This window comes from Cupriavidus sp. 01L46, from assembly GCF_056399905.1.
Genome location: NZ_JBFTSF010000068.1, coordinates 1 through 25,228, shown reverse-complemented (window position 1 = coordinate 25,228; position 25,228 = coordinate 1). Strand labels below are relative to the sequence as shown.

General features: G+C 66.3%; 25 protein-coding genes and 2 pseudogenes. 16 read left to right on the top strand and 11 right to left on the bottom strand.

Annotation, left to right across the window (positions count from 1 at the left end; translation table 11 throughout):
- Positions 1-402, top strand: a 402-nt coding sequence (locus tag AC1DS3_RS14785) for an FCD domain-containing protein (RefSeq protein ID WP_477127439.1), incomplete at its 5' end; no start/stop codon positions are given.
- 57 nt (positions 403-459) lie between these two features.
- On the opposite strand, the gene AC1DS3_RS14780 is transcribed toward AC1DS3_RS14785, so the two are convergent.
- From AC1DS3_RS14780 to AC1DS3_RS14740, 9 genes are all read right to left on the bottom strand, one after another.
- Positions 460-1,533, bottom strand: a complete 1,074-nt coding sequence (locus tag AC1DS3_RS14780) for a porin (protein ID WP_441637105.1) — start codon at positions 1,531-1,533, stop codon at positions 460-462.
- A gap of 174 nt (positions 1,534-1,707) precedes the next feature.
- A complete protein-coding gene (locus tag AC1DS3_RS14775; protein ID WP_441637107.1) occupies positions 1,708-3,051 on the bottom strand; it encodes a 3-hydroxyacyl-CoA dehydrogenase in 1,344 nt (447 codons plus the stop codon).
- 17 nt (positions 3,052-3,068) lie between these two features.
- Positions 3,069-3,866: a crotonase/enoyl-CoA hydratase family protein gene (locus AC1DS3_RS14770; protein ID WP_441637109.1), complete on the bottom strand. Its 798-nt coding sequence runs from the start codon at positions 3,864-3,866 to the stop codon at positions 3,069-3,071.
- Between the two features lie 72 nt (positions 3,867-3,938).
- Positions 3,939-4,907, bottom strand: coding sequence for a PDR/VanB family oxidoreductase (locus tag AC1DS3_RS14765; protein ID WP_441637110.1), 969 nt, complete (start codon positions 4,905-4,907; stop codon positions 3,939-3,941).
- A 98-nt stretch (positions 4,908-5,005) separates the two neighbouring features.
- Entirely contained in the window at positions 5,006-5,992 is a 987-nt protein-coding gene (locus tag AC1DS3_RS14760) for a tripartite tricarboxylate transporter substrate-binding protein (RefSeq protein ID WP_477127438.1), read from the bottom strand.
- A 40-nt stretch (positions 5,993-6,032) separates the two neighbouring features.
- On the bottom strand, positions 6,033-7,271 hold the full coding sequence (locus AC1DS3_RS14755) for a Rieske 2Fe-2S domain-containing protein (protein WP_477127437.1): 1,239 nt from the start codon (positions 7,269-7,271) through the stop codon (positions 6,033-6,035).
- A 1-nt stretch (position 7,272) separates the two neighbouring features.
- Entirely contained in the window at positions 7,273-8,277 is a 1,005-nt protein-coding gene (locus AC1DS3_RS14750) for an amidohydrolase family protein (protein ID WP_477109484.1), read from the bottom strand.
- 5 nt (positions 8,278-8,282) lie between these two features.
- Positions 8,283-8,684, bottom strand: coding sequence for a RidA family protein (locus AC1DS3_RS14745; protein ID WP_477127436.1), 402 nt, complete (start codon positions 8,682-8,684; stop codon positions 8,283-8,285).
- A 13-nt stretch (positions 8,685-8,697) separates the two neighbouring features.
- The gene (locus AC1DS3_RS14740; protein WP_441637117.1) at positions 8,698-9,423 is read right to left on the bottom strand and encodes a GntR family transcriptional regulator; all 726 of its coding nucleotides are present in this window, start codon (positions 9,421-9,423) and stop codon (positions 8,698-8,700) included.
- Positions 9,424-9,854: 431 nt separating this feature from the next.
- Here AC1DS3_RS14740 and AC1DS3_RS14735 point away from each other — a divergent pair, with 431 nt between their 5' ends.
- From AC1DS3_RS14735 to AC1DS3_RS14670, 14 genes are all read left to right on the top strand, one after another.
- Positions 9,855-12,020, top strand: coding sequence for an acetate--CoA ligase family protein (locus AC1DS3_RS14735; RefSeq protein ID WP_477127435.1), 2,166 nt, complete (start codon positions 9,855-9,857; stop codon positions 12,018-12,020).
- 42 nt (positions 12,021-12,062) lie between these two features.
- Complete coding sequence (locus AC1DS3_RS14730; RefSeq protein ID WP_477127434.1) at positions 12,063-13,250, top strand: acyl-CoA dehydrogenase family protein; 1,188 nt, start codon at positions 12,063-12,065, stop codon at positions 13,248-13,250.
- Positions 13,251-13,267: 17 nt separating this feature from the next.
- The gene (locus tag AC1DS3_RS14725) at positions 13,268-14,395 is read left to right on the top strand and encodes an acyl-CoA dehydrogenase family protein (RefSeq protein WP_441637122.1); all 1,128 of its coding nucleotides are present in this window, start codon (positions 13,268-13,270) and stop codon (positions 14,393-14,395) included.
- A gap of 138 nt (positions 14,396-14,533) precedes the next feature.
- Positions 14,534-15,520: a Bug family tripartite tricarboxylate transporter substrate binding protein gene (locus AC1DS3_RS14720; protein ID WP_477127433.1), complete on the top strand. Its 987-nt coding sequence runs from the start codon at positions 14,534-14,536 to the stop codon at positions 15,518-15,520.
- A gap of 43 nt (positions 15,521-15,563) precedes the next feature.
- The gene (locus AC1DS3_RS14715) at positions 15,564-16,727 is read left to right on the top strand and encodes a thiolase domain-containing protein (protein WP_477127432.1); all 1,164 of its coding nucleotides are present in this window, start codon (positions 15,564-15,566) and stop codon (positions 16,725-16,727) included.
- A gap of 5 nt (positions 16,728-16,732) precedes the next feature.
- Entirely contained in the window at positions 16,733-17,176 is a 444-nt protein-coding gene (locus AC1DS3_RS14710; RefSeq protein ID WP_441637127.1) for a Zn-ribbon domain-containing OB-fold protein, read from the top strand.
- An 18-nt stretch (positions 17,177-17,194) separates the two neighbouring features.
- Positions 17,195-18,421, top strand: a complete 1,227-nt coding sequence (locus AC1DS3_RS14705; RefSeq protein WP_477127431.1) for a CaiB/BaiF CoA transferase family protein — start codon at positions 17,195-17,197, stop codon at positions 18,419-18,421.
- 16 nt (positions 18,422-18,437) lie between these two features.
- Complete coding sequence (locus tag AC1DS3_RS14700) at positions 18,438-19,436, top strand: DODA-type extradiol aromatic ring-opening family dioxygenase (RefSeq protein WP_477127430.1); 999 nt, start codon at positions 18,438-18,440, stop codon at positions 19,434-19,436.
- A 28-nt stretch (positions 19,437-19,464) separates the two neighbouring features.
- Positions 19,465-20,127 (top strand): RraA family protein, encoded by a 663-nt coding sequence (locus AC1DS3_RS14695; RefSeq protein WP_477127429.1) that lies wholly within the window; start codon positions 19,465-19,467, stop codon positions 20,125-20,127.
- 5 nt (positions 20,128-20,132) lie between these two features.
- The gene (locus AC1DS3_RS14690; protein WP_477127428.1) at positions 20,133-20,795 is read left to right on the top strand and encodes an RraA family protein; all 663 of its coding nucleotides are present in this window, start codon (positions 20,133-20,135) and stop codon (positions 20,793-20,795) included.
- Between the two features lie 2 nt (positions 20,796-20,797).
- A complete protein-coding gene (locus AC1DS3_RS14685; protein ID WP_441637137.1) occupies positions 20,798-21,460 on the top strand; it encodes a 4-carboxy-4-hydroxy-2-oxoadipate aldolase/oxaloacetate decarboxylase in 663 nt (220 codons plus the stop codon).
- Positions 21,461-21,475: 15 nt separating this feature from the next.
- On the top strand, positions 21,476-22,246 hold the full coding sequence (locus tag AC1DS3_RS14680) for an enoyl-CoA hydratase/isomerase family protein (RefSeq protein ID WP_441637139.1): 771 nt from the start codon (positions 21,476-21,478) through the stop codon (positions 22,244-22,246).
- A 15-nt stretch (positions 22,247-22,261) separates the two neighbouring features.
- A complete protein-coding gene (locus AC1DS3_RS14675) occupies positions 22,262-22,684 on the top strand; it encodes a PaaI family thioesterase (protein WP_441637141.1) in 423 nt (140 codons plus the stop codon).
- Positions 22,685-22,868: 184 nt separating this feature from the next.
- Entirely contained in the window at positions 22,869-23,732 is an 864-nt protein-coding gene (locus AC1DS3_RS14670) for a fumarylacetoacetate hydrolase family protein (RefSeq protein ID WP_441637143.1), read from the top strand.
- A gap of 267 nt (positions 23,733-23,999) precedes the next feature.
- Here the strand turns inward: AC1DS3_RS14670 and AC1DS3_RS14665 are convergent.
- Positions 24,000-24,308: pseudogene (locus AC1DS3_RS14665) on the bottom strand (flavin reductase family protein); the annotation flags it as partial.
- Between AC1DS3_RS14665 and AC1DS3_RS14660 the strand changes: the two are divergent.
- Positions 24,265-24,465, top strand: a pseudogene (locus AC1DS3_RS14660) (hypothetical protein); the annotation flags it as partial. The pseudogenes AC1DS3_RS14665 and AC1DS3_RS14660 overlap by 44 nt on opposite strands.
- 90 nt (positions 24,466-24,555) lie before the next feature.
- On the opposite strand, the gene AC1DS3_RS14655 reads toward AC1DS3_RS14660, so the two are convergent.
- Positions 24,556-25,023: a response regulator transcription factor gene (locus AC1DS3_RS14655; protein WP_477127427.1), complete on the bottom strand. Its 468-nt coding sequence runs from the start codon at positions 25,021-25,023 to the stop codon at positions 24,556-24,558.
- Positions 25,024-25,228: the final 205 nt, after the last annotated feature.

The following is a 25,228-nucleotide window of genomic DNA, read 5'->3' as shown; positions in this document are numbered from 1 at the left end:
GAAGACGACGGCAAGCGCTTCGCCAGGGCCAACGCGGAGTTCCACGATGTCGTGTACGCGGGCAGCCACAACGAATACCTGGTGGAGCAGATCGGGAGCATCCGCCGGCTGATGCAGCGCTACCGCCCGCGCATCTTCCAGACGCCGGCGCGCCGGCAGCGCGTGCTCGACGATCACCAGCGGCTGGCGGAAGCCATCCTCGGTGGTGACGAAGCGTCCGCGCATGCGGCCATGCTCGAACACGCGCCGGTAGGCACGACCGGATTCTCCGAGTTCCTCTCGACATTGCCGGCGAGTTATCTTGAAGGCGAGGGCGGCGGCGAGGCCACGGCTTCCCGGAGCCCGGTTCCCCGTGGTGGCGCCCGGCGTGGCCGCAAGCCCGCTGCTGCGGGTGCTGCGTAGCCGTGAGGGCGGAGGCGGCCAAGCGCGGACCGCTTCAGCCCACACGGCAACTCATGCTCAGAACTTGTGCCGCACGCCCATTGCCGCACCGAACTGACTATTCTCGTTCGGTGCGATCTGATAGGCAGCCGCCGCCCCATTCAGACTTTCGAAGTTCAGCGACGCATTCTTCGTATAGGCTGTGCTGAGGTAGACGTCGGTGCGCTTGGACAACGCGTAGTCGGCAATCAGTGTGATCTGCCAGGGGTTGCTCGGATTGCTCTGGCCGGTCGCGGTGTATAGCGACTTGACGTTGTCGTAGTAGACGGCACCGGTCAGTTGCAACGCGCCGGTGGCCTGGTAGTTCAGCGCAAACCACCACAGATCGTCGCGTGCCGCGGTGTTTGCCGCGCGCGTGCCGTTGTTGTTGTACCGGTACGCTGCCTGCGCGAGCAGCGCTGGTGTAATCTGGTAGCGCAGCCCCAGCGCCGCCTTCTGGGTGCGGGTGAAGTTGTTGCCCACCTCGGCGCTGTCGATGCTGTCGTAGGCGGCGGCGACGCCGAAAGACCCGATGCGGTAGTCGAAGCCGCCGCCATAGCCGGCGGAACCCTGGAGCGCGCCCGGCTGTTCGCCGAAGCTATAGTGCATCTCTGCTGCCAGTGGGCCGAGATCGACATGGTATTTCACCATGTTGTCTTCGCGCAGGTTCGCGCCGGCAATACCCACTACCGGCTCATAGGTCGTGGCATACGCCGTGGGCGAGTAGTTGGCCATCATCAGGAACAGCGAAGTGTATTGACGGCCCAGCGTCAGTTGATGTGCGCCGGCGCCAAGCCCTACCCAGGCCTGGCGGCCGAACAGGCGCCCGCCTTGCGTGGAAACGCCGGTATCCAGGCTGAAGCCGCTTTCCAGGGCGAACATGGCCCGCTTGCCTCCACCCAGGTCTTCGATGCCGCGCAAGCCCCATCGGCTGGGAGACAGGCCCCCCGAGTTCAGGGCGACCTTGGAGTGCCCGTCGGGCCCGCTTCCCAGGTTGTTATTGGTGTATTCGATATTGGCATCGGCAACGCCGTACAGCGTGACACCGGAAGTCTGCGCTGCCGCGGCTGCGCTGGCAACGGCGCAGGCAAGGCCGACAAGACTTTTCTTCATGACTTTCTCCTCCATGTTTTGAATATCAATCCCGGATCGGGAAGTGGCAGAACTATCGCACACTGGTATTTATAAAACGCATAGTGGTATACGTGAACTCGTATTGAAAATGCAACGTGCCTGGCCTGCGCAGCCGGCCTTAACGCCGTGGCGCCCCGAGGACGCCCCGCAACGTCATGCGTCCCCGCGCTGGTAATCGGCAAAAGTCTTGCCTTCGCGTGCCAGCCGGACCAGCAGCGGCGCCGGTTCCCACCAGTAGCCGTGCTCTGCGTGGAAGCGCTCAATGTCGGCACAGACTTCGCGCAGCCCGATGTGGTCGGCGTAGTACATCGGGCCGCCATGGCGCGCCGGGAATCCGTAGCCGGTCAGGTAGACCGTGTCGATGTCGCTTGGGCGCAGCGCGACGCCGGCCTCGAGCAGCCTGGCGCCCTCGTTGATCATGCTGTAGACGCAGCGTTTGACGATCTCTTCGGCGCCGACGGGGCGCCGCGCGATGCCAAGGCGTGCCGATTCCTGCGCGATAAAAGTTTCGACTTCGGGGTCGCGCAGCGGCTCGCGGCTGCCGGGTTCATAGCGGTACCAGCCCTTGCCGCTTTTCTGCCCCAGGCGGCCAAGTTCAGTCAGCCTCAGGATCAGGTCGTTCCAGCGCCGGTCCTGCGGCCTGGTGGCCATCTGCGCCTTGCGCGTCTGGTAGCCCACGTCGTTGCCCGCCATGTCGTGCACGGCGAAGATGCCCATGGCGTAGCCGAAGCCGGTCAGCGCCTGGTCAACCTCGTGCGGCAGAGCGCCTTCTTCAACCAGGAAGTGCGCTTCGCGCGTGTAGTTGCGGAACAGCGCATTGCCGATGAAACCCGGGTAGACGCGTGCCAGCACCGCGGTCTTGCCCATGCGCTGTCCCAGTTCCATCAAGGTGGCGATCACGTCCGGCGCGGTCTCGCAGCCGCGCACCACTTCGAGCAGGCGCATCACGTGCGCCGGGCTGAAGAAATGCGCGCCAACCACGTCCCGCGGGCGCCGCGTGACTGCAGCGATGGCGTCCACATCCAGGCCCGAGGTGTTGGTGGCAAGGATGGCGCCGGGCTTGCACAGCGCATCGAGTTCGCGAAACACCTGCTGCTTGAGCGCCATGTCCTCGAAGACGGCCTCGATCACCATGTCGGCCGTGGCGGCGTCAGCCAGGGTCACCGACCCGGTGATGCGTGACATCCGCATCTCCATGGCAGCGGCATCCAGCTTGCCGCGCGAAACACTGCCGGCGTAGTTGTCGCGCACGCGGCGCAGGCCGGTATCCAGCCCTTGCTGGCTGCTATCGATCAGCGTGATGGGAACGCCGATATTGGCCAGCGCCATGGCGATGCCGCCGCCCATGGTGCCCGCGCCGACCACGGCCACCCGGTTTACAGGGCGCAGCGCCAGGTCTTGCGGGAAGTCCGGGATGTGGGCAGCTTCGGCCTGCGCGAAGCGGACATACTCGGCCGTTGCCTGTGCGCCGGCGTCAGATTGCGTTGTCGTTGTCATGAATGTCCTTTGTTGGGTCAGTCAGCCTTCGCGCCGGGCGTGGCGAGGGGTTTGGCGCGTCCTTCGACGAACTCGCGCAGGCGTTTGGCCGCTTCCGGCGGCCGCGGGATGTTGGAAGTCAGGTATTCGACGAATAGGCCGTCGTCGTGCGACAGGTCATTGATGCGTGGCAACACGTTGGTGATGCGCCAGTTCGTATCGGCGGTATTGCGGGTGATCAGCGCGGCGAGCTCGCGCGCCTTGTCCAGGGCCTGGCCTTGCGGCACCACGTAGCGCACGATATGCTCGCGCTCGCCTTCCTGCGCGTTAAGCAGGCGGCCAGTGAGCATCATGTCGGCCATGACGGTGTAGCCCACTATGCGCTGGATGCGCACCGTGCCCCCGCCGCCGACGAAGATGCCGCGCTGTCCTTCGGGCAGGCCGAAGAAGGCCGACTCGTCCGCCACGCGGATGTGGGCGGCCGTGGCCAGTTCCAGTCCGCCGCCGACCACGGCGCCATGCAGCGCGGCGACGAAAGGAATCGGGCCGCGCGCGATGACATCGAACACGGTATGCCAGGAGTGGCGTGTGCGCTTAGCGGGACGGGGCTGCTCGCCCGAAGCCCGCGCCAGCGCTTCCTTCAGGTCCAGTCCGGCGCAGAAGTTGCCGCCATGGCCAAACAGCACGCCTGCATCGGCTTCCTCGCCGGCGCGCACCACGGCATCGTGCAGGGCCCAGACCACCTCTTCGTTGATGGCGTTGCGCTTTTCGGGACGGTTCAGGCCAATCAAGGCTACCTTGCCGTCGAGTTCATAGGTCACCAGTGCGGTGCTCATGTCATGCTCCTTTCAGATTCGCTGCGCGCGAGGAATCGTCGCGCCACGTGTACGGGTTCAACGGTGCTGCGCTCACAGGTCGAGCACCAGCTTTCGGCTCCTGGCGCCCGAACAGCAGACCATCATGCGGTTGTTGGCGGCGCGCTCCGCCGCATTCAGCACCAGGTCGCGGTGGTCTGGCTCGCCGTCCAGCACACGCACCTCGCAGGTGCCGCAGACGCCTTCCTGGCAGGAGTACATGGGCTCTACGCCCTCCGCGATCAGGCATTCCAGGATGGTCCTGCCGGGCTGGATCTCAATGCAGCGGCGGCTGCGTGCCAGCTCGACGGTGAAGCCGCCGGTGGTGGCGGCGCTCTCGCGCGCGGCGAAGTACTCGCGGTGCACGTGCTGCGGCGGAAGCGAGGCGGTTGCCTGCTCGAAGGCCTCCAGCATCGGCACCGGGCCACAGCAATAGATATGTGCCCCCGCTGGCAGGCCGGCCGCGATGGCCGCTACGTCAAGGCGTTCGGCACCGGCCTCGCGGTCGAAGGTGAAGTGCACCTCGGCGCCCGGCTCCATTGCCATGGCTTCCAGTGTCTCGACAAAGGCCGCCTGCTTGCGGGTGCGTGCGGCGTAGTGCAACCGCCACGGACAGCCCAGTTCGCGCAGGCGGTGGATCATGCCAAGGATCGGCGTGATGCCGATGCCGCCGGCCACCAGCACCGCCACGGGTGCCGATTCGTCAAGCGGGAAGTTGTTGCGCGGCGGGCTGATTGTCAGAACGTCGCCGGGGCGAAGGCTCTCGTGCAGGTAGCGTGAGCCGCCGCGGCTCTGCGCATCTCGGTTGACACCGATCACGTAGCGGTGCGGTTCGTACGGCGCGTTCAGCAGCGAGTAACTGCGGATCAGCCCGTTGGGCAGGTGCAGGTCGATATGCGCGCCGGCGGTGAAGCCAGGGAGGGTGCGCAGCGGTGGCTCCGGCCGCAGGTCGAAGGCCAGGATGCCTTCCGCTTCCCAGCTGATGGATTTGACCCGGACTTGCAGGGTGTCGGTCATGCTCATGGATGTCTCCGGTCGAAGCAGGGGGCGGCCACGCCCGCGCCGCCAGTGCCGCCAATGCGGCGTGTATGGCTGCGAAGGGACTTTCGCCCAACCTGCGTCTAGAGTTCCGCGCKAAAGCCTGAGGCGCGGATTATGGGTTCCCACGTTTGCAGCTCGGCGCGCTGGCGGTGCGCCATCTGCTCGGCGTTGAGGAAGTCGGGCACCACCGAGAGCTGCGTCATCAGGGACTGGCGTGCCTGCGGGACGGCCAGGATGGCCTTCAGCGCAGCCTGAACGCGCCTGAGCTCGGCCGCTGGCGTTTTCGCAGGAGCCCACATGGCCGTCCAGGCATCGCCAGAGGTCACCGCATAGCCCTGCTCGGCCATCGTGGGAATATCTGGAGCCAGCGCCGAGCGCTTGTCGCTGAAAATGCCAAGCAGGCGGACTTTGCCTGTGCGGTGGTGGCGCAGCAGGTCCTGCAGCAGCGTGACGGCCGCAGGGATGTGGCCGCCCAGCAGGTCGGTGATCATTGGCGGCGTGCCCTTGTAGGGCGCCACGGACAGGTCAATGCCTGCCACTTTGGCAAGCTGCATGCCCAGGAAATGGTTCTGCCCGCCCAGCCCCGGCGTGCCGAAGCTGGCCTGTTGGGGATTGGCGCGTGCCCATCGCACGAATGCGGCGGCGTCAGTGGCGCCGGTTTGCATTCCGGTGGCCATGCCGGTCGGGTAAGAGACCAGGCCCGCCACCGGCGCGAAGTCTCGCCACAGATCCCACTTGAGCTGCTTGCCGAACACCAGCGTCTGGAAGGTCGGCGTGGCGTTGGGGGCGATCATGTAGGTCAGCCCGTCCGGCGCGGCGGACTTGAGCACGTCGGCCGCCAGCCGGCCGCCCGCACCCACATGGTTTTCGACGATCACCGGCTGGCCGAGCAGCGCCGGCAGAGAATCGGCAAAGTAGCGGGCGATGGCGTCAGTGCCGCCGCCGGGCGGCAGGCCCACCAGGATCCGGATGGCCGGTTTGCCGCGCAGCTGGGCATATGATGCCGCGGGGGTGCAAAGGCCGGCGCAGGCCGCCAGCAGAAGCCGGCGGCGCAGGGGGCTGGTCATGGTTGTCTCCGTCTTCTTGTCGGTCTGTGTGTCGCGGCGCTCAGGGGGCAGCGGTCAGCGAGCGCCAGTCCGCGCCGGCAGGCAGCACGCCGCCGACGGAATTGATTCGGCTGTAGTCGAGTTCGGGGTTATCGGCCAGCGTGGGCGTCTTGCCCGCCATGAACTCGCGCACCGATTTCAGCAGCGCCTGCCGCACGCGCAGCACCGCGCCGTCGGCCGAGCAGAGTTGCTCGGTGGTGMGGTCCGCAATGGGGCCTTGCCCGATGAACATGGCAAAGTCCTCGGTGCCTAGGTGCTGCGGGAAGCCGGTGGCGTGGCCGCGGCGCATCAGGTCCCGGTTCTGGCCCCAGTTGTCGGCCGGCGTGCCCGGCGGCAGCGGAGGGAAATTCCACACGTCCGGCGTGGCCGACATCACCGTCATGCCGAGCGGGCGGTGCGGATTGAAATGGACAAACCAGGCGCGGTGCGTGATGTCATCCACCGGCGTGGAGAAGAACACCGTGCTCGGCCCTTTTTCATCCGGCGCGCAGATGATGCCGTACCACGGCATGACAAAGTTGTTCACGCGGGCATAGAGCTTGTCCTCCGGCAGCGGCCGCAGCGCGGCGTACCGGTAGCCGTAAGGGCGATCCTCGAATTCCAGCCGCGGCGCGAGCGCCTTGGTCATATGCAGGCGCTCATTGCCCGAGCCCGCCGTGATCTGCGTGGTGGACTCGTGCAGGACGCCCACGTGGGAGGAATCCATCGAGGCTTCCACGCCCTGCACCCAGTTGGTCGGCACTTCCTGGCTGGTGACCGAGCGCTGGCTTTCCGGCAGCGAAGTGAAGGGCAGGTCGGGAAATTTCGGCGGCTGTTCACCCTTGCCCAGCCATACCCACACGATGCCGCCGCGCTCTTCCACGCCATAGCGGTTCACACGCACGTGCTTGCAGAACTGGGCCTGGTCGCCAACGTGGTTCGGCGCTTCGATGACCTCGCCGCTGGTGCCGAGCTTCCAGCCGTGGAAGATGCAGCGCAGGCCATTGTCCTCGTTGCGGGCCATCAGCAGCGATGTCTTGCGATGCGGGCACAGCTCGTCGAGCACGCCCACGGCGCCGTCGGTGCGGCGAAACGCCACGTAGTTGTTGCCCAGCAGCCGCACGCGCAGCGGCGCGCCCTCGGCCACCAGCTTGGCCGAGGGCACAGCCGGAATCCAGTAGTGCTGGCGGATCATCTCCCCCATCGGCGCGCCGTTCTCCACGCGCGTGAGCAGGTCGTTGTCTTCGCGGGTCAGGGGCATCTCAGCACTCCTCGTCGGTGCGGAAGGCGCGGGTGTACAGGCGCCTGCAGTTGCATTCGAAGATGTTCTTGCGCTGCGCATCGGTCAGCCACGAGATTCCTTCGATGACAGGCTTCATGTCGTCGTAGTCACGGTCGGTCAGCGGGTCGCGCGCGCTGCCGGTGCCCGGTTTCTCGGTGCCGAACAGAACGTTGTCGGTGCCGGCCACCTTCAGCAGCAGGTCAATGGCCTCGGTGGAGTAGTTGCAGGTATCGAAGTACAGCTTGCGCAGCTGCTCATCGAACGTGACGGTATCGCCCTTGCGCACCGACCAAGAGCGGAAACGGCCCATCTGGTAGGGAATGGCGCCGCCGCCATGCGCCACCACGATCTTCAGGTTCGGGAAGTCCTGGAACACCCTGGAGTTCAGCAGCGAAATGACCGCAATGCTCTCCTCGTTGATGAACTTGAGCGTGTACGACTCGCGCGCGCTGCAGCTGCCGGCGGAGTGGATCAGGCCGGGCACGTCGAGGCGCGTCATGGCCTCGTAGAGCGGATACCAGAACGGGTCGCCGAGCCCGGGCGGCGTGGGGCCTTCGCTTTCGGTGGGATCCGGATTGATCAGGCAGCCGACGAAACCCAGTTCGTTCACGCAACGCTCGAGCTCGGGCACCGCGCGCTCGGCCGGGGATTCCAGCATGTGCTGCGGCAGTCCGGCCACGCCGCGGAAGCGATCCGGGAACATGGCCACGAAGCGGGCGATGATGTCGTTGCAGTGGCGGGACCACAGGTCGGTCACGCGGCCCGGCTTGACCGAATGCATCTGCAGGTAAGGCCGCGGCGAGATGAACTGCACATTGGTGCCGACGGTATCCATGCTGCGCACCAGCTCTTCGGCCACTTTGCGCACCGATGCGTCTGGAATTTTCGGCGTAGTCGAGGGATTGGCGCGTCCGCCAATGAGTTCCGCCATGAAGCGGAAGCTCTCGGGGGGCATGACGACGTGGGCGTGGGAATCAATGATCATGGTTTTCAGCCTTGGGTTGCGCCGGCCAGTACGGCCAGGCATTCGAGTTGCRGGAGCATGCTGTGCTGCAGGTCATACACGACGATGTGCCGCGCGGGCCGGTCTTCCGGATCGGGGAAGCAGTTCAGCCACTCGGCATTGACGGCGTCGCGCACGCTGTTGTCCTTCACGTAGATGGTCAGTTTCACCACGTCCGCCAGCGTGCCGCCGCCTGCTGCCAGCACGCTGGCCAGGTTTCGGAATGCATGAAAGGCCTGTGTCGCGGCCCCGGGCGGCAGCTCGCCGGTGGTCAGATCCTTGCCCGCGATAGCGGAGGAACAGAGGACATTGCCAAGGCGCGCGCCGGTGGGGATGGGAGCGTTGTGTGCAAGGCCGGGCACATCGATCGAACGGGGTGGTCTGGTCATGGGATGCCTGGGATCAAAGGGTGGCGGTGTGGCCGCCGTCGAAGAAATGGGCCGGCACAGTCGCCAGGAATTCGGCGAAACCGGTGGTGCCTGCGGGCACGTGCAAGGCCATGGCGGCGGCGGCCCGCTGCTCGTTGCCGGTGCGAATGGCTTGGGCGATGCACTGGTGGTCTTCCAGTGATTTGGCAACCTGCTGGCCGGTGGCGAAGTCGCGCATCCGGTAGCGCTGCAGGCGCCGCCGCGCCGCGCGGATATGGCTGGCCAGGTAGTCGTTGCGGCAACCCCGGTAGATGGCTTCGTGAAAGGCCTCGTTTGCGGCTGCGTAGCCTTCTGGAACCGGGGCCGCCGCTATCCGGCGGCATAGCGACAGGCCTGATTCGAGCGCGGCATACAGCGCTTCGTCGCCGCGGCGCGCCGCCAGCCTTGCGGCTAACGACTCCAGTTCACCCACGTATTCCAGCATCGCCCGTACCTTGCCGACGGACAGGCGCGCCACCGTCGCACCTTGTCGCGGGGCCATGTCTACCAGTGAGTGCGCCGCCAGTTGCTGTAGGGCTTCCCGTACGGGTGTGCGCGAAACGCTAAAGCGCTGCGCTAGTTCCCGTTCGTCCAGCGGCCAGCCCGGACACAGGATGGCAGCCTCGATCTCAGCCTCCAGCGTGGCGCGGATGTCTTCCGCCCGGCTGTGGCGCCCGGTGGGCCGAAGCAGGTGCATCAGGGCAAGGGGAGTCTGTTGCATACGAATTGGCTGCTGCCGTTTGGCTTCATGTTGCACAAAAATATACAACAAAATGTTCGTGGTATGCAAAGAGGTTGATTGATGTTTCGACTGAGGACGTCGAAATTCCTGGCGACACTTTCTTCTATGCTGGGAAAGGGCGACCGCGTGTCAGCGGAGGAAAAACTGCCAGGGCTCCCCGCGATCCCATGCCAGTATTGGGTTTCGGCTGCATGGCCGTGACAAAGTCATGTGGCTGGAGCGCGCTTGCAAGAGAGCTGGGCACGCCACAAATGCGGTGCGTCCCCCTGAAGTCAGCAGCCTTATCCCTAGGGAAACCACCTACGACTGATGAACAAATTGCTGTTTGTGGTGTATTGAAACTATGCTTCTGGTATGCCAGAATTCGATCAACACGGGGCGCCTTCCTCTTTTACCGGACAACTTACCCAATGAAGACTTCTGACTTTCCCGGCGAGCAGGCCGATAAGACCGCCGAAGCTGCGGTAGCCGCAGTGACCAGCGTCCTGCGGCCGGCCTCTATCGCCATCGTCGGTGCGTCGGCGGATGCCCGCTCGTTCGGCGGATTTGTGCTGGCAAACCTCGAACGCTTCGGTTACGCCGGCGCTGTTCACCTGGTCAGCCGCAGTAGCACGGAAATCAATGGCCGAGCCTGCGTGAAGGCGGTGGGCGAGCTGCCCGCAGGTATCGACCTGGCCGTGCTGGCGATCCCCGAGGCCGGCGTGCTGGATGCCGTACGAACCCTGGCTGCGCGGGGCACAAAGGCTGCAGTGTTGTTCGCCTCCGGGTACGCCGAGACCGGCGAGGCTGGCCGCGAGCGRCAGGAACGGCTGGCCGCCGTGGCGCGCGACGGCGGTATGGCGCTGCTTGGCCCGAACTGCATGGGCTTCACGAATTTCGCGGCCAACGTGCCGGTGACCTTTGAGGCCGTGCAGCCATACCCGTGCGGCGACCGCCCGGGAATTGGCGTGGTGGCGCAAAGCGGTGCGATGGCCGCCAACATGCGCGATGCCTTCGTGGGCCGGGGCCTGCCGCTGACCGCGGTGGTATCCACGGGCAATGAGGCGTCGCTCGGCGTCGAGGACTTCGTTGCCCATTACATCGATGACCCGCAAACCTGCGTGCTGGCCGTGTACGCCGAACAGGTGCGCCGTCCGAAGATCTTCCTTGCGCTGGCGCGCAGGGCGCGCGAGGCCGGCAAGCCCATCGTGATGCTGATGCCCGGGCGCAGCGAGCGTGCCCGCGAGGCCGCTCAGTCGCACACCGGCGCCTTGGCCGGCGACCACGCCACCGCTTGCGTGGCGCTGACGCGCGAGGMGGTGGTGCTAGTCGATACGCCAGACGAGCTCGTTGACGCAGCAGCAATCCTGCTCCGTTTTCCGGTGCCGCCAGCTGGTGGCCCGGCTTTTATGACCGGTTCCGGCGCAATGAAGAACGTCGCGCTGGATTTCTGTGACGGGCTGGGCCTGGACCTTCCGCCGCTCGGCGAGGAGACAACCGCGCGCCTTGCCGCTATGTTGCCGGACTACGCGGTGGCCGAGAACCCTCTGGACTACACCACCATTGGCGTGCGCCAGCCGGGGCTGGTCGGTGAGGTCCTGCTGACCATGCTCTCTGATGCGGCAGTGGGCAGCATCGTGCTGAGCATCCCGGCCGGCCCGGAAGTGGCCCAGCGTGACAAGGCGGAGCATATCGTTCCCGCACTGGCCCGTGCGGGCAAGCCGGCGGTCCTGGTAGTCACCGGCGACAGCGGTCCAATCGAGCCCTTCTTTGTCGACGCCATCCGCGCCAGTGGCGTGCCGTTCTTCCGCTCGCCCGACCGAGCGCTGCGCGCGCTCGCCAGGGTGTCGGCTTACGGCGAGGCGCTGCAGCGTGCCAGCCGTGCCAGCCAGTCCGTTCCCGCCGCCGTACCGTTGCCGGGCGCGATCCCACCTTCGGGCGTGTTCGCGGAATACCAGGGCAAGGCGTGGCTGGCTGCTGCGGGCCTGACCGTGCCCGAGGGCGCGCTCGCTACCGGCGTTGACGAAGCGGTCGCCATCGCCACGCGCATTGGCTATCCGGTCGTCATCAAGGCACAGGCCAGCGAACTGCCGCATAAGAGCGATGTGGGCGGCGTGATTGTCGGACTGGCTGACGAAGCCGCGCTGCGCGCCGGCTGGGGCCGGCTGCAGCAGAACATCACAACGCATCGCCCCGGCCTGGTGCTAGACGGCGTGCTGGTGGAGGCGATGGGGCAGCGCGGTCTGGAGCTGGTGGTCGGCGCCCGGCGCGATGCGGGCTGGGGTCCGGTGGTGCTGGTCGGCCTGGGTGGCGTGTGGATCGAGGCGCTGAAGGATGTTCGCCTGGTGCCGGCCGACCTCTGCGAGGCCGACGTGATGCAGGAATTGGGGCGCCTGAAGGCCGCCTCGCTGCTGCGCGGTGTCCGCGGCGAGGCCGCCGTCGACGAGGCAGCCATTGCCCGGGCGGTAAGGCTGATCGGCGAGCAGATGCGCGCCAACCCGGCGATTGCTGAAATCGACATCAACCCGCTGGTGGCCTATCCCGACCGCGTGCTGGCGCTGGACGCGCTGGTGGTCTGCAGCCCGCAAGCCCGGTGAATCACGGCCCATCTACGCGAATCAAATACACAGCCTATACATATGAAGCTGACATTTTCTCCCTCCGACGAAGCGTTCCGCCAGGAGGTGCGCGCCTTCGTCATGGYGAACCTGCCCACGGACGTCCGGCGCAAGGTTGAGTTCGGCCTGCGCCTGGAGCACGCTGACTACGTGACCTGGTTCCGCATCCTGGAGGCTCGCGGCTGGCTGACGCCGGGCTGGCCTGTCGAATACGGCGGTCCGGGCTGGAACCATGTGCAGCGGTACATCTTCGACGAGGAAACCATGCTGGGCGGGGCGCCGCGCATCATCGCCAGCGGCATCCAGATGCTGGGGCCGGTGCTGATCGCCTTTGGCACACCTGAGCAGAAAGCGAAGTACCTGCCTGACATCCGCCAGAGCAAGACCTGGTGGGCGCAGGGCTTTTCCGAGCCGGGCGCCGGTTCCGATCTGGCCGCAGTACGGACCACGGCCGTGCTGGAGCCGGATGGCAGGCACTTCGTGGTCAACGGCCACAAGGTGTGGACCTCGTACGCGCACTGGTGCTCGATGATGTTCGCGCTGGTGCGCACCGACCCGAACGCGGCCAAGCCACAGGAAGGCATTTCGTTCCTGCTGATCGACATGAATAGCCCCGGCGTGCAGGTGCGGCCCATCCGCATGCTGGAGGGCGGCACGGATCTTAACGAGTGCTACCTCGACAACGTGCGGGTGCCGGTGGAGAACCTGGTGGGCGAGTTGAACCACGGCTGGTCCTACGGCAAATACCTGCTTGGTCATGAGCGCACCGGCATCGCCGGCATTGGCTCTTGCAAGCAGCAATTGCGGCGTGCCCGCGCGCTGGCAGCGAGCCAGGGGCTGGACCAGGATCCGGTGTTGCAGTCGCGTCTGGCCCAGTTCGAGATCGAGCTGATGGCGCTGGAGTTTACAGCGCTGCGCATGCTCAGCGACAACCAGCAGAGCCGGGTGCCAGCGGTGGAGGCGTCCATGCTCAAGGTGCGCGGCACCGAGTTGCGCCAGGCCATCTACGAACTGCTGGTGGAAGTAGCCGGCCCGMACGCGGTGCCGTTTGAGGAAGCGGCGCTGCGCGGCGAACTGGACGACACCGCCAGCCCGGCCGAATTATCGGCGCTGGCGGCCAACTACCTCGATGCCCGCAAGCTGTCGATTTACGGCGGCGTGAATGAAGTGCAGCGCAACCTGATCAGCAAGGCCTTTCTGGCTGCCTGACACACCGTACCGAGACCATGGATTTCTCTCTGAACGACGAACATATTGCGCTGCGCGACGCGGTGCGCCGTTTCTGCGACGGCGAGTACCCCGAGCATCGCCGTGGCAATGTCGAAACTGCCGATGAGGCCGAGGCACGCTGGGCCACCATGGCCGACCTCGGCCTGCTCGGACTGCCGCTCGCGGCGGACGTGGGCGGCGGCGAGCAAGGGCCGGCCGAAATGATGTTGGTAGCCCAGGAACTTGGCCGGGCGCTGGGCGGCGGGGCTTGGCTGTCCAGCACGGTGCTGGCCGGGCAACTGCTTGATGCAGCGGGCACGCCCGCGCAGCGCCGGCAATGGCTGCCGGCGCTGGCGGCGGGGCAGGCGCGGCTGGCGCTGGCCATCGGCGAGGCGGACGCCCGCTATGACCTGTCGCATGTCAGCACGCTGGCCCAGCCGGACGGCCAGGGATGGATGCTCGAAGGCGCCAAGACGCTTGTGCTCGACGGTGCACAGGCCGACGCCTTCATCGTGGCCGCGCGTACCGCGGGCGAGGTCAACGACGAAGCGGGCGTGACGCTCTTTCTCGTCGAGGCCGCCACGCCCGGCCTAGGCATACGCGAATTCCGCACGCTTGATGGCCGCAGCGCCGCGCACCTGACGCTGCACCAGCTGCGCCTGGGCGCCGACGCGGTCGTGGGAGAGACTTGCGACGCGCTGCCGTGGATACAGGCAGCTGCCGACCGTGCCAGCGCCGTGCTGTGCGCGGAGGCGACCGGTGCGCTGGAAGCGCTGCTCGACCTGACCGCGGAGCACCTAAAAAACCGCAAGCAGTTCGGTACGCCGCTGGCCAAGTTCCAGGTGCTCCAGCACCACGTGGCCGACATGCTGATCGCGCTCGAACAATGCAAGTCCATGGCCTGCGTGGCAGCCATGGCGGTGGCCGATGGTGACCCCGCGCAGCGCCGCCGGCTGGTGTCCGCCGCCAAGGTTGTGATCGGGCAGGCGGGGCGGCAGGTCGGACAGTGGGCCATCCAGTTGCACGGCGCCATGGGTATGACGGACGAATGCAGGGTGGGGCATTACGCCAAGCGCCTGATGGTCATCAACCAATTGTTTGGCGACGCCGCGCATCACCTGGGCAGTTTTGCCCGGCAGCCCTAGCACGCATTCCAGATCGGTCTGGCCGCTCTGCCCCCTCCGACCGCAGGCGAGAGAGGGGAGAAGGCGGTCGTCCATCTTGAACACTCCTTCCTATCGCGCCTTGCCCGTTCAGACAAGAAACACACAGGAGACAAAGACATGGCCCTCATCCACACCATCCGGTCCGCATGCGGCGCACTCGCCCTCGGGCTGGCATTCGCATGCGGTGCCCACGCGCAGGAAAAGCCGCCGATCAAGTTCCTGGTCGGCTTCCCCCCAGGCGGCTCGACTGACACCGTCGCGCGCGTGCTGGCAGACAAGCTGCAGGGCATGCTCGGCCAGCCGGTGATTGTCGATAACAGGCCCGGCGCCGGGGGCCGGGTGGCCACCGGGATGTTGAAGAACAGCGCCCCGGACGGCCTGACCTACATGGTGGCGCCAAATGCCACCACGGTCTTTCCCACGCTGCTGTATCCGCCCGCGACGCTCAAGTACGRCCTGCTGTCCGACCTGGCGCCGGTGGCGGTGGTGATCTCCTACCCGCTGGCCCTTGTGGTCAGCAGCCAGACGGGCGTCAATGACGTGAAGGGCTTCGTGGCTTGGGCGAAGGCGCATCCGGGCAAGGCAATGTTCGGCACCGCGGGCCTGGGAGGGCAGACGCACTTCACTGGCCTGCAGTTCGGCAAGGCAATCGGCGTACCGATGAGTGTCGTGCCCTACAAGGGCAACGGCCCGCTCGTGACTGACCTGCTAGGCGGGCAGCTGGCTTCGGCCGTGATGACCGCCGGTGATATCGCGCCGCATGCCAAGGGCGGCAAGGTCCGCATCGTCGGCGTGTTCGGCGCAGCGCGCTCGCCGTTGCTCCCCGGTGTGCCCACGGTGACCGAGCAGGGCGTGGCGGTCGACGGCAGTGACGCCTGGGCAGGCRTCTGGGCGCCCGCGCACACGCCGAAGGCGGAGCTAGAGCGCATGCAGGCCGCACTGAGCAAGGTGCTCGCCATGCCAGATGTCCGCACCATACTGCAGACCAGGGCAACGCTGAATCCCGACTTCCGGCCGGCAGCCGAGCTCGACCGCCTGCAGCGTAATGAACTGGCCTATTGGGGCCCGATCATCAAGGCCAGCGGCTTCACGCCCGACCAATGAAGCCCTCGCATCCCGCAAGCTTCCCTAGCTCTCGTATTCCATCATGACCCTGAACGGATCCGCCTACATTGTGGGAGCCTATGAGCATCCCACCCGCAAAGCCGACGACCTGTCGGTGATGCGCCTGCACGCCGACGTCGCCCGCGGCGCGCTGGCCGACGCCGGCCTGACCGCAGCCGATATCGACGGCTACTTCTGCGCGGGCGACGCGCCAGGCCTGGGAACCACCACTGTGGTCGAATACCTCGGGTTGAAGCCGCGCCACGTGGATTCCACCGAATGCGGGGGCTCCGCGCCGATCCTGCACGTCGCCCACGCGGCCGAGGCCATTGCCGCCGGGCGCTGCAATATCGCGCTGATCACGCTGGCCGGCCGTCCCCGCGCGGCCGGCGCCTCGCTCGCGCTGAGGGCACCGGATCCGGATGCGCCCGAGGTGGCCTTCGAACTGCCGTTCGGCCCCGCCACGCAGAACCTCTACGGTCTGGTGGCCAAACGCCATATGTACGAGTTCGGCACCACCAGCGAGCAGCTCGCGTGGATCAAGGTGGCGGCTTCCCATCATGCCCAGCACAATCCGCACGCCATGCTGCGCAATGTGGTGACGGTGGAAGACRTGGTCAGCTCGCCGATGGTGGCCGACCCGCTGCACCGCCTCGACTGCTGCGTCATGAGCGACGGTGGCGGCGCGCTGATCGTGACGCGCCCCGAGATCGCCCGGCAGCTCAAGCGGCCACTGGTGAAGGTGCGCGGCACCGGCGAGGCGCCCAAGCACGGCATGGGCGGCAACATCGACCTGACATGGTCGGCCGCCGCATGGTCGGGCCCGGCCGCGTTTGCCGAAGCCGGTATCACGCCTGCCGACATCAAGTACGCATCGCTGTACGACAGCTTCACCATCACTGTGCTGATGCAGCTCGAGGACCTGGGCTTCTGCAAGAAGGGCGAGGGCGGCAAATTCGTCGCCGACGGCGGCCTGATCTCCGGCGTGGGGCGCCTGCCGTTCAACACCGATGGCGGCGGCCTGTGCAACAACCATCCGGCCAACCGCGGCGGCGTCACTAAGGTAATCGAGGCGGTGCGCCAGCTGCGCGGCGAGGCGCATCCCGCGGTGCAGGTCCCCAACTGCGACCTGGCACTGGCCAGCGGCATTGGCGGCGCACTGGCTTCGCGCCACACCGCAGCCACGCTGATTCTTGAAAGGGAATGAACACCATGAGCACACCCGCCACTCCTGCCACCCCTGCTAACCCGGCCGCCAAGGCGCCGCCAGCCGGTCCGCGCAAGATTCCCGCGCCGCGCACGCTGCCGGAAAGCCAGGCGTTCTGGGAGGCTGCGGATGCCGGCCGCCTGGTGCTGAAAGCGTGCCTGGACTGCCACGCGCCGCACTACTACCCGCGCGACATCTGCCCGCACTGCCAGTCCGACCGCACCGAATGGCGCGACGCCGGCGGCTTCGGCACGGTCTACTCGTTCAGCACCATGGGCAAGGGCGAGGCCGCCTGGACGCTCGCCTACGTCCGGCTGGACGAAGGCGTGACGATGATGACCAACCTGGTGGACTGCGACCCGCGCGAGATCGAGATCGGCCAGCGCGTGAAGGTCGTGTTCAAGCCGAGCGACGGCGGTTACGCCGTGCCGATGTTCACCCCGGCATAAGGACCTGAGGCAACGACTATGGCTGATACCCGACACAACGTACACGGCACGGGCGAGCGCAAAGGCCMGCTGTCCCGCTTCACCATCCTCGACGCCTCGCGCGTGCGCGCCGGCCCCACCGCGGTGCGGCTGTTCGCCGACTTGGGCGCGCGCGTGATCAAGCTGGAGATCCCGCCGGGCGCGCCGGGCGGCGACGACATGATCGGCGGACSCGACCACAACCGTGCCGACTACGAGAACCTGCACCGCAACAAGGAAAGCCTCACGCTCAACATGAAGACCCCGGGGGGCGTGAAGATCCTGCATGAGCTGGTCAGCCGCGCCGATGTCTTCATCGAGAACTACCGTCCTGACGTGAAGCACCGCCTTGGCATCGGCCCGGACGCGCTGCGCGCGATCAACCCGCGGCTGGTCTACGCGAGTATTTCCGGCTTCGGTCAGGACGGTCCCTACGCGGGCTGGCCCGGCTTCGATTCCATTGCGCAGGGCATGGGCGGGCTGATGAGCGTGACCGGCAAGCCGGGCGAAGGCCCGATGCGCGTCGGCATTCCGCTTGCGGACCTGTGCGCGGGCCACTTCTGCGCGATGGGCATCCTCACGGCACTACTGGAGCGTGAGGCATCGGGCGAAGGGCAGTGGGTGCAGACCTCGCTGCTGGAAGCGCAGATCGCCATGCTCGACTTCCAGGCCGCGCAGTGGCTGGTGGACCGCAAGATCCCCGAACAGACCGGCAATGAACATCCGCTGACCGTGCCCACGGGCGTGTTCGCCACCAGCGACGGCTACCTGAATATCGCCGCGATCGGCCAGACCATGTGGAAGCGCCTGTGCGAGGCGCTGGAAGTGCCGCACCTCGTCGACGAACCCGGCCTGGGTTCCGATCCGGAACGCGTGCGCAACCGCGACAAGGTCAATGCAGCGATCGAAGCCGCGCTGCGCACGCGCACCACCGCCGAATGGACCGAGCGGCTACTGAAGGCCGGCGTGCCGTGCGGCCCTATCCACCGCGTGGATCAGGTGTTTGCCGACCCGCAGGTGAAGCACCTTGGCGTGGCCTGGCCGATGCAGCACGCCGAACTTGGCGACGTCGCGCTCGTCGGGCAGCCGATGCGCCTGTCGCGCTATCCGCGCAACCTGCCGCCGCAACCAGCACCGCATCAGGGCGCCAATACCGACGACATCCTGCGCGAACTCGGCTACAGCGCAGCCCAGGTCGACGAACTGCGCGCCGCCTACATCGTTTGAACGCAAGGACACTTCCATGGCAAGACTCGTCGCCGCTTTCGGCTCCTCCCACAGCATCATGCTGGTGTGCCAGCGTGAAGACTGGCAGCACGGCTTCCGCCAGGTCGACCCGAAGAACCCGCACTACTTCGACCGGGCCGGCAACCCGACCACCTATGAGGCGCTGCTTGCGGTCGCCCCGGCCGATGCCGAGACGATGGTGACGCCCGAACGCATGGGCGAGCGCTACGACCAGGCCGAAGCCGCCATGGACGAGCTGCGCGAGCGCATCCGCGCGGCCCGGCTCGACGTGCTGCTCGTGGTCGGGGACGACCAGACCGAGCTGTTCCGCACCACCAACAACCCGGCCTTCGCGATCTACTACGGCGACACCATCCGCAATGCGAAGCGCGAAGAGAGCCAGTCGGACAGCYGGTACAAGAAGGCCCGCATGGCACGCCAGGAGCCCGACGTCGACCGTGACTACCCTGTCGACGCCGACATGGGCCGCTGGATGATCCGTGAGCTGTGCGACCGTGACTTCGACATCGCCGCCATGGACGGGCTCGAGCGCGGCCAGTTCGAAGGCCATGCATTCTCGTTTATCCACCGCCGCTACCTGCAGGGGCTGGACCTGCCAGTGGTGCCGGTCATCGTCAACACCTTCGACCCGCCCAACCAGCCCACGCCGCGCCGCTGCATCCAGCTTGGCGCCGCGCTGCGCGAGTTGATTGCCGCCTATCCCGAAGAGCTGCGCGTGGGCGTGCTGGCCTCGGGCGGGCTGAGCCACTTCGTGGTGGATGCCGAGCTCGACAACGCGATCATCGACGCCATCCGCCGGAAGGACACCGGCTTTCTCGCATCGCTGGACCCGCGCCAGCTCCAGGCGGGCAGCTCCGAGATCCGCAACTGGCTGATCGCCGTGGAGACCGTGCGCGACCTCGACCTTGAATGGGTGTCCTATGTCCMGGGTTACCGCACGCCTGCGCTGACCGGCACCGGCCTGTGCTTCGCGGCCTGGCACACCCTGGATTGAACCACTGAACAGAGCCATACCAACGACCATGAGTGAAATCGAATCCAATGTACAACGCCTGCGCCGGCTCGACTGCTGCGCGGTGTCAGACGCGCTCGACAAGCTGCAGCTGCCGGGCACCGTGACGGGCCTGCCGCAGCGCTCCGGCGCCGGGCGCATTGCCGGCCGCGCCATTACCGTCAAGCTCGGCACCGGCGCACCGCCGCCCGGACCGACGCGCCATCTCGGCTGCACGGCGATCGAGCAGGCCGGGCCGAACAACATCATCGTCGTCGAGCAGCGTACCGGCGTAGAGGCGGGAAGCTGGGGCGGGCTACTGTCGCTCGGGGCCAAGGTGCGTGGCATCGCTGGCGTCGTGGCGGACGGCCCGGTGCGCGATATCGACGAAGCCCTCGACTTCGATTTCCCTGTGTTCAGCCGCGCGCTGACCGCGCTTACCGCCCGCAGCCGCGTGGTCGAGCAAGGTACCAATGTCGCGGTGCAGATCGGCAACGTGACGGTGGAAGAGGGCGACTACGTGGTCGCGGACCRCAGCGCCGTGATCTTCATCGCCGCGCGCGACATCGCGCGCGTACTGGAGACTGCCGAAGCCATCGTGCGCAAGGAATCCGTGATGGCGAAAGCCATCCTGGGCGGCACGCCCATCGGGGAAGTCATGGGCGGCAACTATGAACACATGCTGAAGGGTTGAGAGACATGAGCGAACAACAGGACATCAACGTCGCGCGCGCCGCGAAGCTGGACACGGCCACGCTGAGCGACGCGCTGGACAAGCACGGCATCGCGGGTCAGTGCTACCGCATCAAGGCCCGAGGCGAGGGCTTCGCCACGGCTGGCCGCGCCTACACGCTGCTGTACGGCCCTGCATCGAACCCGCCCGGCACCGTGGGCGACTACATTGACGACGTGCCGCCGGGCAGCATCCTTGTGCTCGACAACGGTGGCCGCGACAACGCAACGGTGTGGGGCGACATCCYCACGGAGATCGCGCACCGTCGCGGCATTGCCGGCACCGTGATCGACGGCGTGTGCCGTGACGTCGCGCTGTGCCGCCAGCTCGGCTACCCGGTGTTCAGCAAGGACCACTGGATGCGCACGGGCAAGGACCGCGTGCAGGTGGAAGCCACCAACGTGGTCGTCAATATCGGCGATGCGCGCGTGCAGCCTGGGGACATCCTGCGCGGTGACGCCGACGGCGTTGTGGTCATCCCGCGCGAGCACGAAACCGCTGTGCTCGACACCGCCGAGCAGATCGAGCACGCGGAGAACGCCATCCGCGAAGCCGCGCGTGGCGGCATGCGCCTGGACGAGGCGCGCCGCCAGTTCCGCTACCACCAGCTGCAGACCAAGGGAGCCTGACCATGGCGGAACACGACGCAACCAGCACCACGATCCGCGAATTCGAGCGCGTCAGCGCCGAGATCGTCAACGACGCGCGCGCATTGCCCACCGCCACGCTGCATGAAGCGGGCGGAAAGATCGGCGTAGTGTCGCCCGCTATCAAGCCCATCGCACCGGAGTTCTGCGTCTGCGGCCCGGCACTGACTGTCCATTCGCCTGGCGGCGACAACCTGTGGCTGCACCGCGCGCTGGATATCGCCCAACCCGGCGACGTGCTGGTGGTGCACGTGAGCGGCGCCTACGAGCACGGCTACTGGGGCGAGATCATGACCACTGCGGCAAAAGTGAAGAAGCTTGGCGGGCTGGTCATCGACGGTTGCGTGCGCGATGGCGTGCTGCTGGAGGAAATCGGCTTCCCGGTGTTCGCGCGCGGCCTGTGCATCCGCGGTACCGGCAAGGACTATGGCGCAATCGGCTGGCTCAATGCGCCGGTGCTGATCGGCGGAGCCCGCGTGGAAGCGGGCGACCTGGTCGTGGGCGACTGCGACGGCGTGGTGGTGGTGCCGCGCGCCCGCGCCGGGGAGGTCGTGGACAAGGCCCGGGACCGCGAGGCCACCGAAGCCGCCATTCTTAAGCGGGTGGAGGCGGGCGAGACCACGATGCGGATTTACGGCTTTCACTGAGCGGAGCCAGATACCATGACCGAGACCCCGCAAGGACAGCCGCCAGAACTCGCGGTCGACGGGCACGTCGCCGTCATCACGCTGCGCCGGCCCGACGTGGCCAACCGCCTCGAGCCCGAAGACCTCGACCTGCTGCGTGAGTACCTGGAGACGGTGAACGGTGACACCCGGGTGCGCGTGCTGCGTATCGAAGGGCAGGGCCGGCACTTCTGCAGCGGTTTCAATATCGGCCGCCTCGGCGGGGCCGATGTCGGTGCCCGCTTCGAGGCACTGGCCAATGCGCTGGAACAGGCGCGGCCAGTCACCATTGCCATACTGCACGGCGGCGTGTACGGCGGCGCCACCGACCTGGCGCTGGCGTGCGACTTCCGGCTCGGCGCCGCCGGCGCCGAGATGTCCGTCCCAGCCGCGCGCCTGGGCCTGCTGTTCTACCGCGGCGGCCTGGAGCGCTATGTCAGGCGGTTGGGCCTGGCCACGGCCAAGCGCATCCTGCTGATGGCCGACAAATTCGATGCGTCCGCGATGCTGGCCTGCGGGTACCTGGATCGGCTGGAGGACAGCCAGCAGGCACTGCAGGCGCTTGCGGCACAGGCGAGCGAGAGCCTGGCCGGCATGGCACCGCTGGCGCTGCTTGGCATGAAGAAACACCTGAACCGCATCGCGCGTGGCGAGCTCGATACCGCTGAGCTGACACAAGACATCGCTGTGGCCGATGCTTCCGAGGACCTGCGCGAAGGCGCACTAGCCTGGCGGGAAAAGCGCGCGCCGCGCTTTGCCGGCCGTTGATTTGGGATGCATACGATGAGCGACGTCAACTATTTCACGCGCATGCAGCGCGGGCAGGCACCCGCCCCGGCTGTCGCCGGACTGCTTGGCGGCGTAGTACGCGCTGCCGACCTGGAGGCGGGCACGCTGGAATCCGACTACCTTGCCACCGGCACATTCCTCAATCCGGCCGGCCAGGTGCAGGGCGGCATGCTGGGCGCCATGCTGGACGACGTGACCGCGATGCTGGTCACCGCGACGCTGGCCGATGGCGAGTTCTGCGCCACGCTGAGCCTAAATCTCTCCTTCCTGAGACCGGCGCAGGCCGGGCCGCTGCAAGGGCGGGCGCGCCTGGAGCGGCGCGGCCGAAATGTCTGCAACGTGGTCGGGGAACTGCGCCAGGACGGCCAAGTGGTGGCAACCGCGACGGCTATCTGTATGTTGGTCCGGCCGGCATGAGCGCGCATTGCGTCGAGGGGAAATGCGTTGCAGGCAGCGCGATCACGAATGACCGGCAGATTTCCTCCTCGCTCGCTTGCGGGAGAAGGCAGATAACAACAAGTTCGCCTTGATGACTCGTGCGGACGCATCTGCGGCCGGGCGGCGTATCGAGGCACAAACAGCCCGAATCAGGGAACACCCCATGCAATTCATCAGCTTCACCCACCAGGGCCGGAACAGCTTCGGMGCCATCGCCGGCGGCGGCGTGATCGACCTCGGCGCAAGGCTTGGGCTGACCGACTTGGGCCAGGCGCTGCGCCGGCGGCCCGTCGACGCACTGATCGACGAGGCCGGCAGGCATGCCGCCGACTTGCCGGCTGCCGAAACCCTCGACGCGTACCGGCCGGTGGTGGCCGACCCGGAGAAGATCCTCTGTGCCGGCCTCAACTATGCAGAGCACGTCCGCGAAACGCAAAAGGAACGCACCGAGCGCCCCACCATCTTCCTGCGCGTGGCTGAGTCGCAGGTTGGTCACGGCCAGCCGATCCTGCTGCCGCTAGAGTCAGCGCGGCTGGACTACGAGGGCGAGATCGCCGTGGTCATCGGCAAGCGTGGCCGCCGCATTCCCGAGGACCAGGCCTTCTCCTACATCGCCGGCTTCGCCTGCTACAACGACGGCAGCATCCGCGACTGGCAGACGCACACCTCGCAATGGGGGCCGGGCAAGAATTTCCAGCACACCGGGGGCTTCGGCCCGACATTGGTGACAAGCGACGAGATCGGTGAGAACGAGGTTCTCATGTTGGAAACCCGCCTCAACGGACAAGTCATGCAGCGTGCCACCACCGACATGCTGATCTTCGCCATCCCTGAGCTGGTCGCGTACTGTTCCAGCTTCGTCACGCTGTCTCCCGGCGACGTCATCGTCACCGGCACGCCCGGCGGGGTTGGCGCGCGGCGTCAGCCGCCTGTCTTCATGAAGGATGGTGACATGGTGGAAGTCGAGGTGAGCAAACTGGGCGTGCTGCGCAACCCGGTGCGATCCGAGATCCAGGAAGGATGCTGACACGTGCGTCCAGTTGTTTTGGAGCAGCCTTGGAGAGCATCGTGCTGAAAGCACTGCCCTCCAAACAGCAGGCGCAATGGGGACCGCCTGCTCGCCAGCTTTGCATCGGCGTGGGGAATCTCGGCCACTCTTGGCCGGAATGGGGGCCGGTGTACAGCTGGTGGCGCCGGCGCCGAGGACTTCACCGAGGTCATGGGCGAAGGTCACCATATAACGCCCGTCGCCGAAGGCCAGCGCCTGGCGGGGCGCACGGTGGAGTTTCTCGACCTGGCCGATGTACACCACGTGATCCCCGCCGGGATGGGCCACGATCTTGGTGCATTCCAAATGGGCGGCGCAATCGTCGATGATGGGCACGCCGCCCAGCCCGGCGTGGACCGCGACACTTTGGAACTTGTCGTCGGACGTTCGGGCAAATTGGTTGGAGATCTGGACCTGGTGGTCGACAAGGATATTGACCACGAAGCGCTCGCTGTCGCGAGACGCCGGGTAGCTGCTGGAGGTGAGCGACTGGCTCCAATGGATCTGCGGCGGATCGAGCGAGACGGAGTTGAAGGAATTGGCCGTGGAGGACATCGACCACACCCGTACGCGGGCCAGGTCGCCCCAGACCGACGGCATCGTCGAACGGCTGCAGCGAGAACATCAGGGGCGATGGTGTTACGGCAAAACGCCAATGCGCACCTTCCTCGACTCGCGGGAACTCGCCAAGGAGAAACTGATCCCGTATTGAGTGCAGCGCTCGCGCTCGACGGCGGTGTCAATTTAATGATCCTCAACACTACCCGACTGCGCTATTGCGATAAAACCAAGCATGATTGACTCATTTTAGCCAACGCCCGCGCTCGCCTGCGCACACCTTGCCTCTGAAAAGTGTCGACGGGTATTCTTTTACGGTGTATTCAGCCAGGCCGAGCTGCCGGGCAATGGCCTTGTTGGAATGGCCTTCCAGCAGAAGCGCCAGCACAGTGCCTTGGCGCGGGGTCAGCCCGAGGTCTGCCGGCGTAACCTGGATCATTTGCGTTGACCCTTGCAATTGAGCCTCTCGGGCCTTCGCCGTGACGTTGGGAGCCGCACGCTGAAGACCCGGATTCGCTGAGTATTCTCTCAGCCGCGCGAATAAATGTATGCGGTTGGGTACGCCGAGCCGCGTGAAGATTGCCGACACATCCCCCTTAGCKGCATTCTCCGTTATCCCCAAGCGCCTAGCGATATGCTTGTTACTTGCCCCGTCCAACAGCATTTCAAGGACTTCACCTTGACGTTCGCTCAGGCCGTGTTCTTCGTTCACGTTCATATCACCTCGGTCAAGCCTGCCAACGAACGGGTACACATACTGCGTGGCATATGCATTCCCGAGCGTGAAGGTAGCCGTGGCCAGTGTGCATGGAAAGTTCGTCTAACCATGAAATGGCGCGGCAGCCCCAACTGTTGGTACCAGTTAATTGGCAAGAAAGTCGACTACCATCCGGTTGAACGCATCGGCGTGCTCCCAC

Excerpts from the sequence above, each read along its gene's own strand:
- AC1DS3_RS14725 (WP_441637122.1), top strand. The coding sequence starts at position 13,268 with ATGGATTTCTCTCTGAACGACGAACATATTGCGCTGCGCGACGCGGTG.
- AC1DS3_RS14775 (WP_441637107.1), bottom strand. The coding sequence starts at position 3,051 with ATGACAACGACAACGCAATCTGACGCCGGCGCACAGGCAACGGCCGAG.
- AC1DS3_RS14780 (WP_441637105.1), bottom strand. The coding sequence starts at position 1,533 with ATGAAGAAAAGTCTTGTCGGCCTTGCCTGCGCCGTTGCCAGCGCAGCC.
- AC1DS3_RS14750 (WP_477109484.1), bottom strand. The coding sequence starts at position 8,277 with ATGATCATTGATTCCCACGCCCACGTCGTCATGCCCCCCGAGAGCTTC.
- AC1DS3_RS14680 (WP_441637139.1), top strand. The coding sequence starts at position 21,476 with ATGACCGAGACCCCGCAAGGACAGCCGCCAGAACTCGCGGTCGACGGG.
- AC1DS3_RS14765 (WP_441637110.1), bottom strand. The coding sequence starts at position 4,907 with ATGAGCATGACCGACACCCTGCAAGTCCGGGTCAAATCCATCAGCTGG.
- AC1DS3_RS14685 (WP_441637137.1), top strand. The coding sequence starts at position 20,798 with ATGGCGGAACACGACGCAACCAGCACCACGATCCGCGAATTCGAGCGC.
- AC1DS3_RS14675 (WP_441637141.1), top strand. The coding sequence starts at position 22,262 with ATGAGCGACGTCAACTATTTCACGCGCATGCAGCGCGGGCAGGCACCC.
- AC1DS3_RS14710 (WP_441637127.1), top strand. The coding sequence starts at position 16,733 with ATGAGCACACCCGCCACTCCTGCCACCCCTGCTAACCCGGCCGCCAAG.
- AC1DS3_RS14740 (WP_441637117.1), bottom strand. The coding sequence starts at position 9,423 with ATGCAACAGACTCCCCTTGCCCTGATGCACCTGCTTCGGCCCACCGGG.
- AC1DS3_RS14770 (WP_441637109.1), bottom strand. The coding sequence starts at position 3,866 with ATGAGCACCGCACTGGTGACCTATGAACTCGACGGCAAGGTAGCCTTG.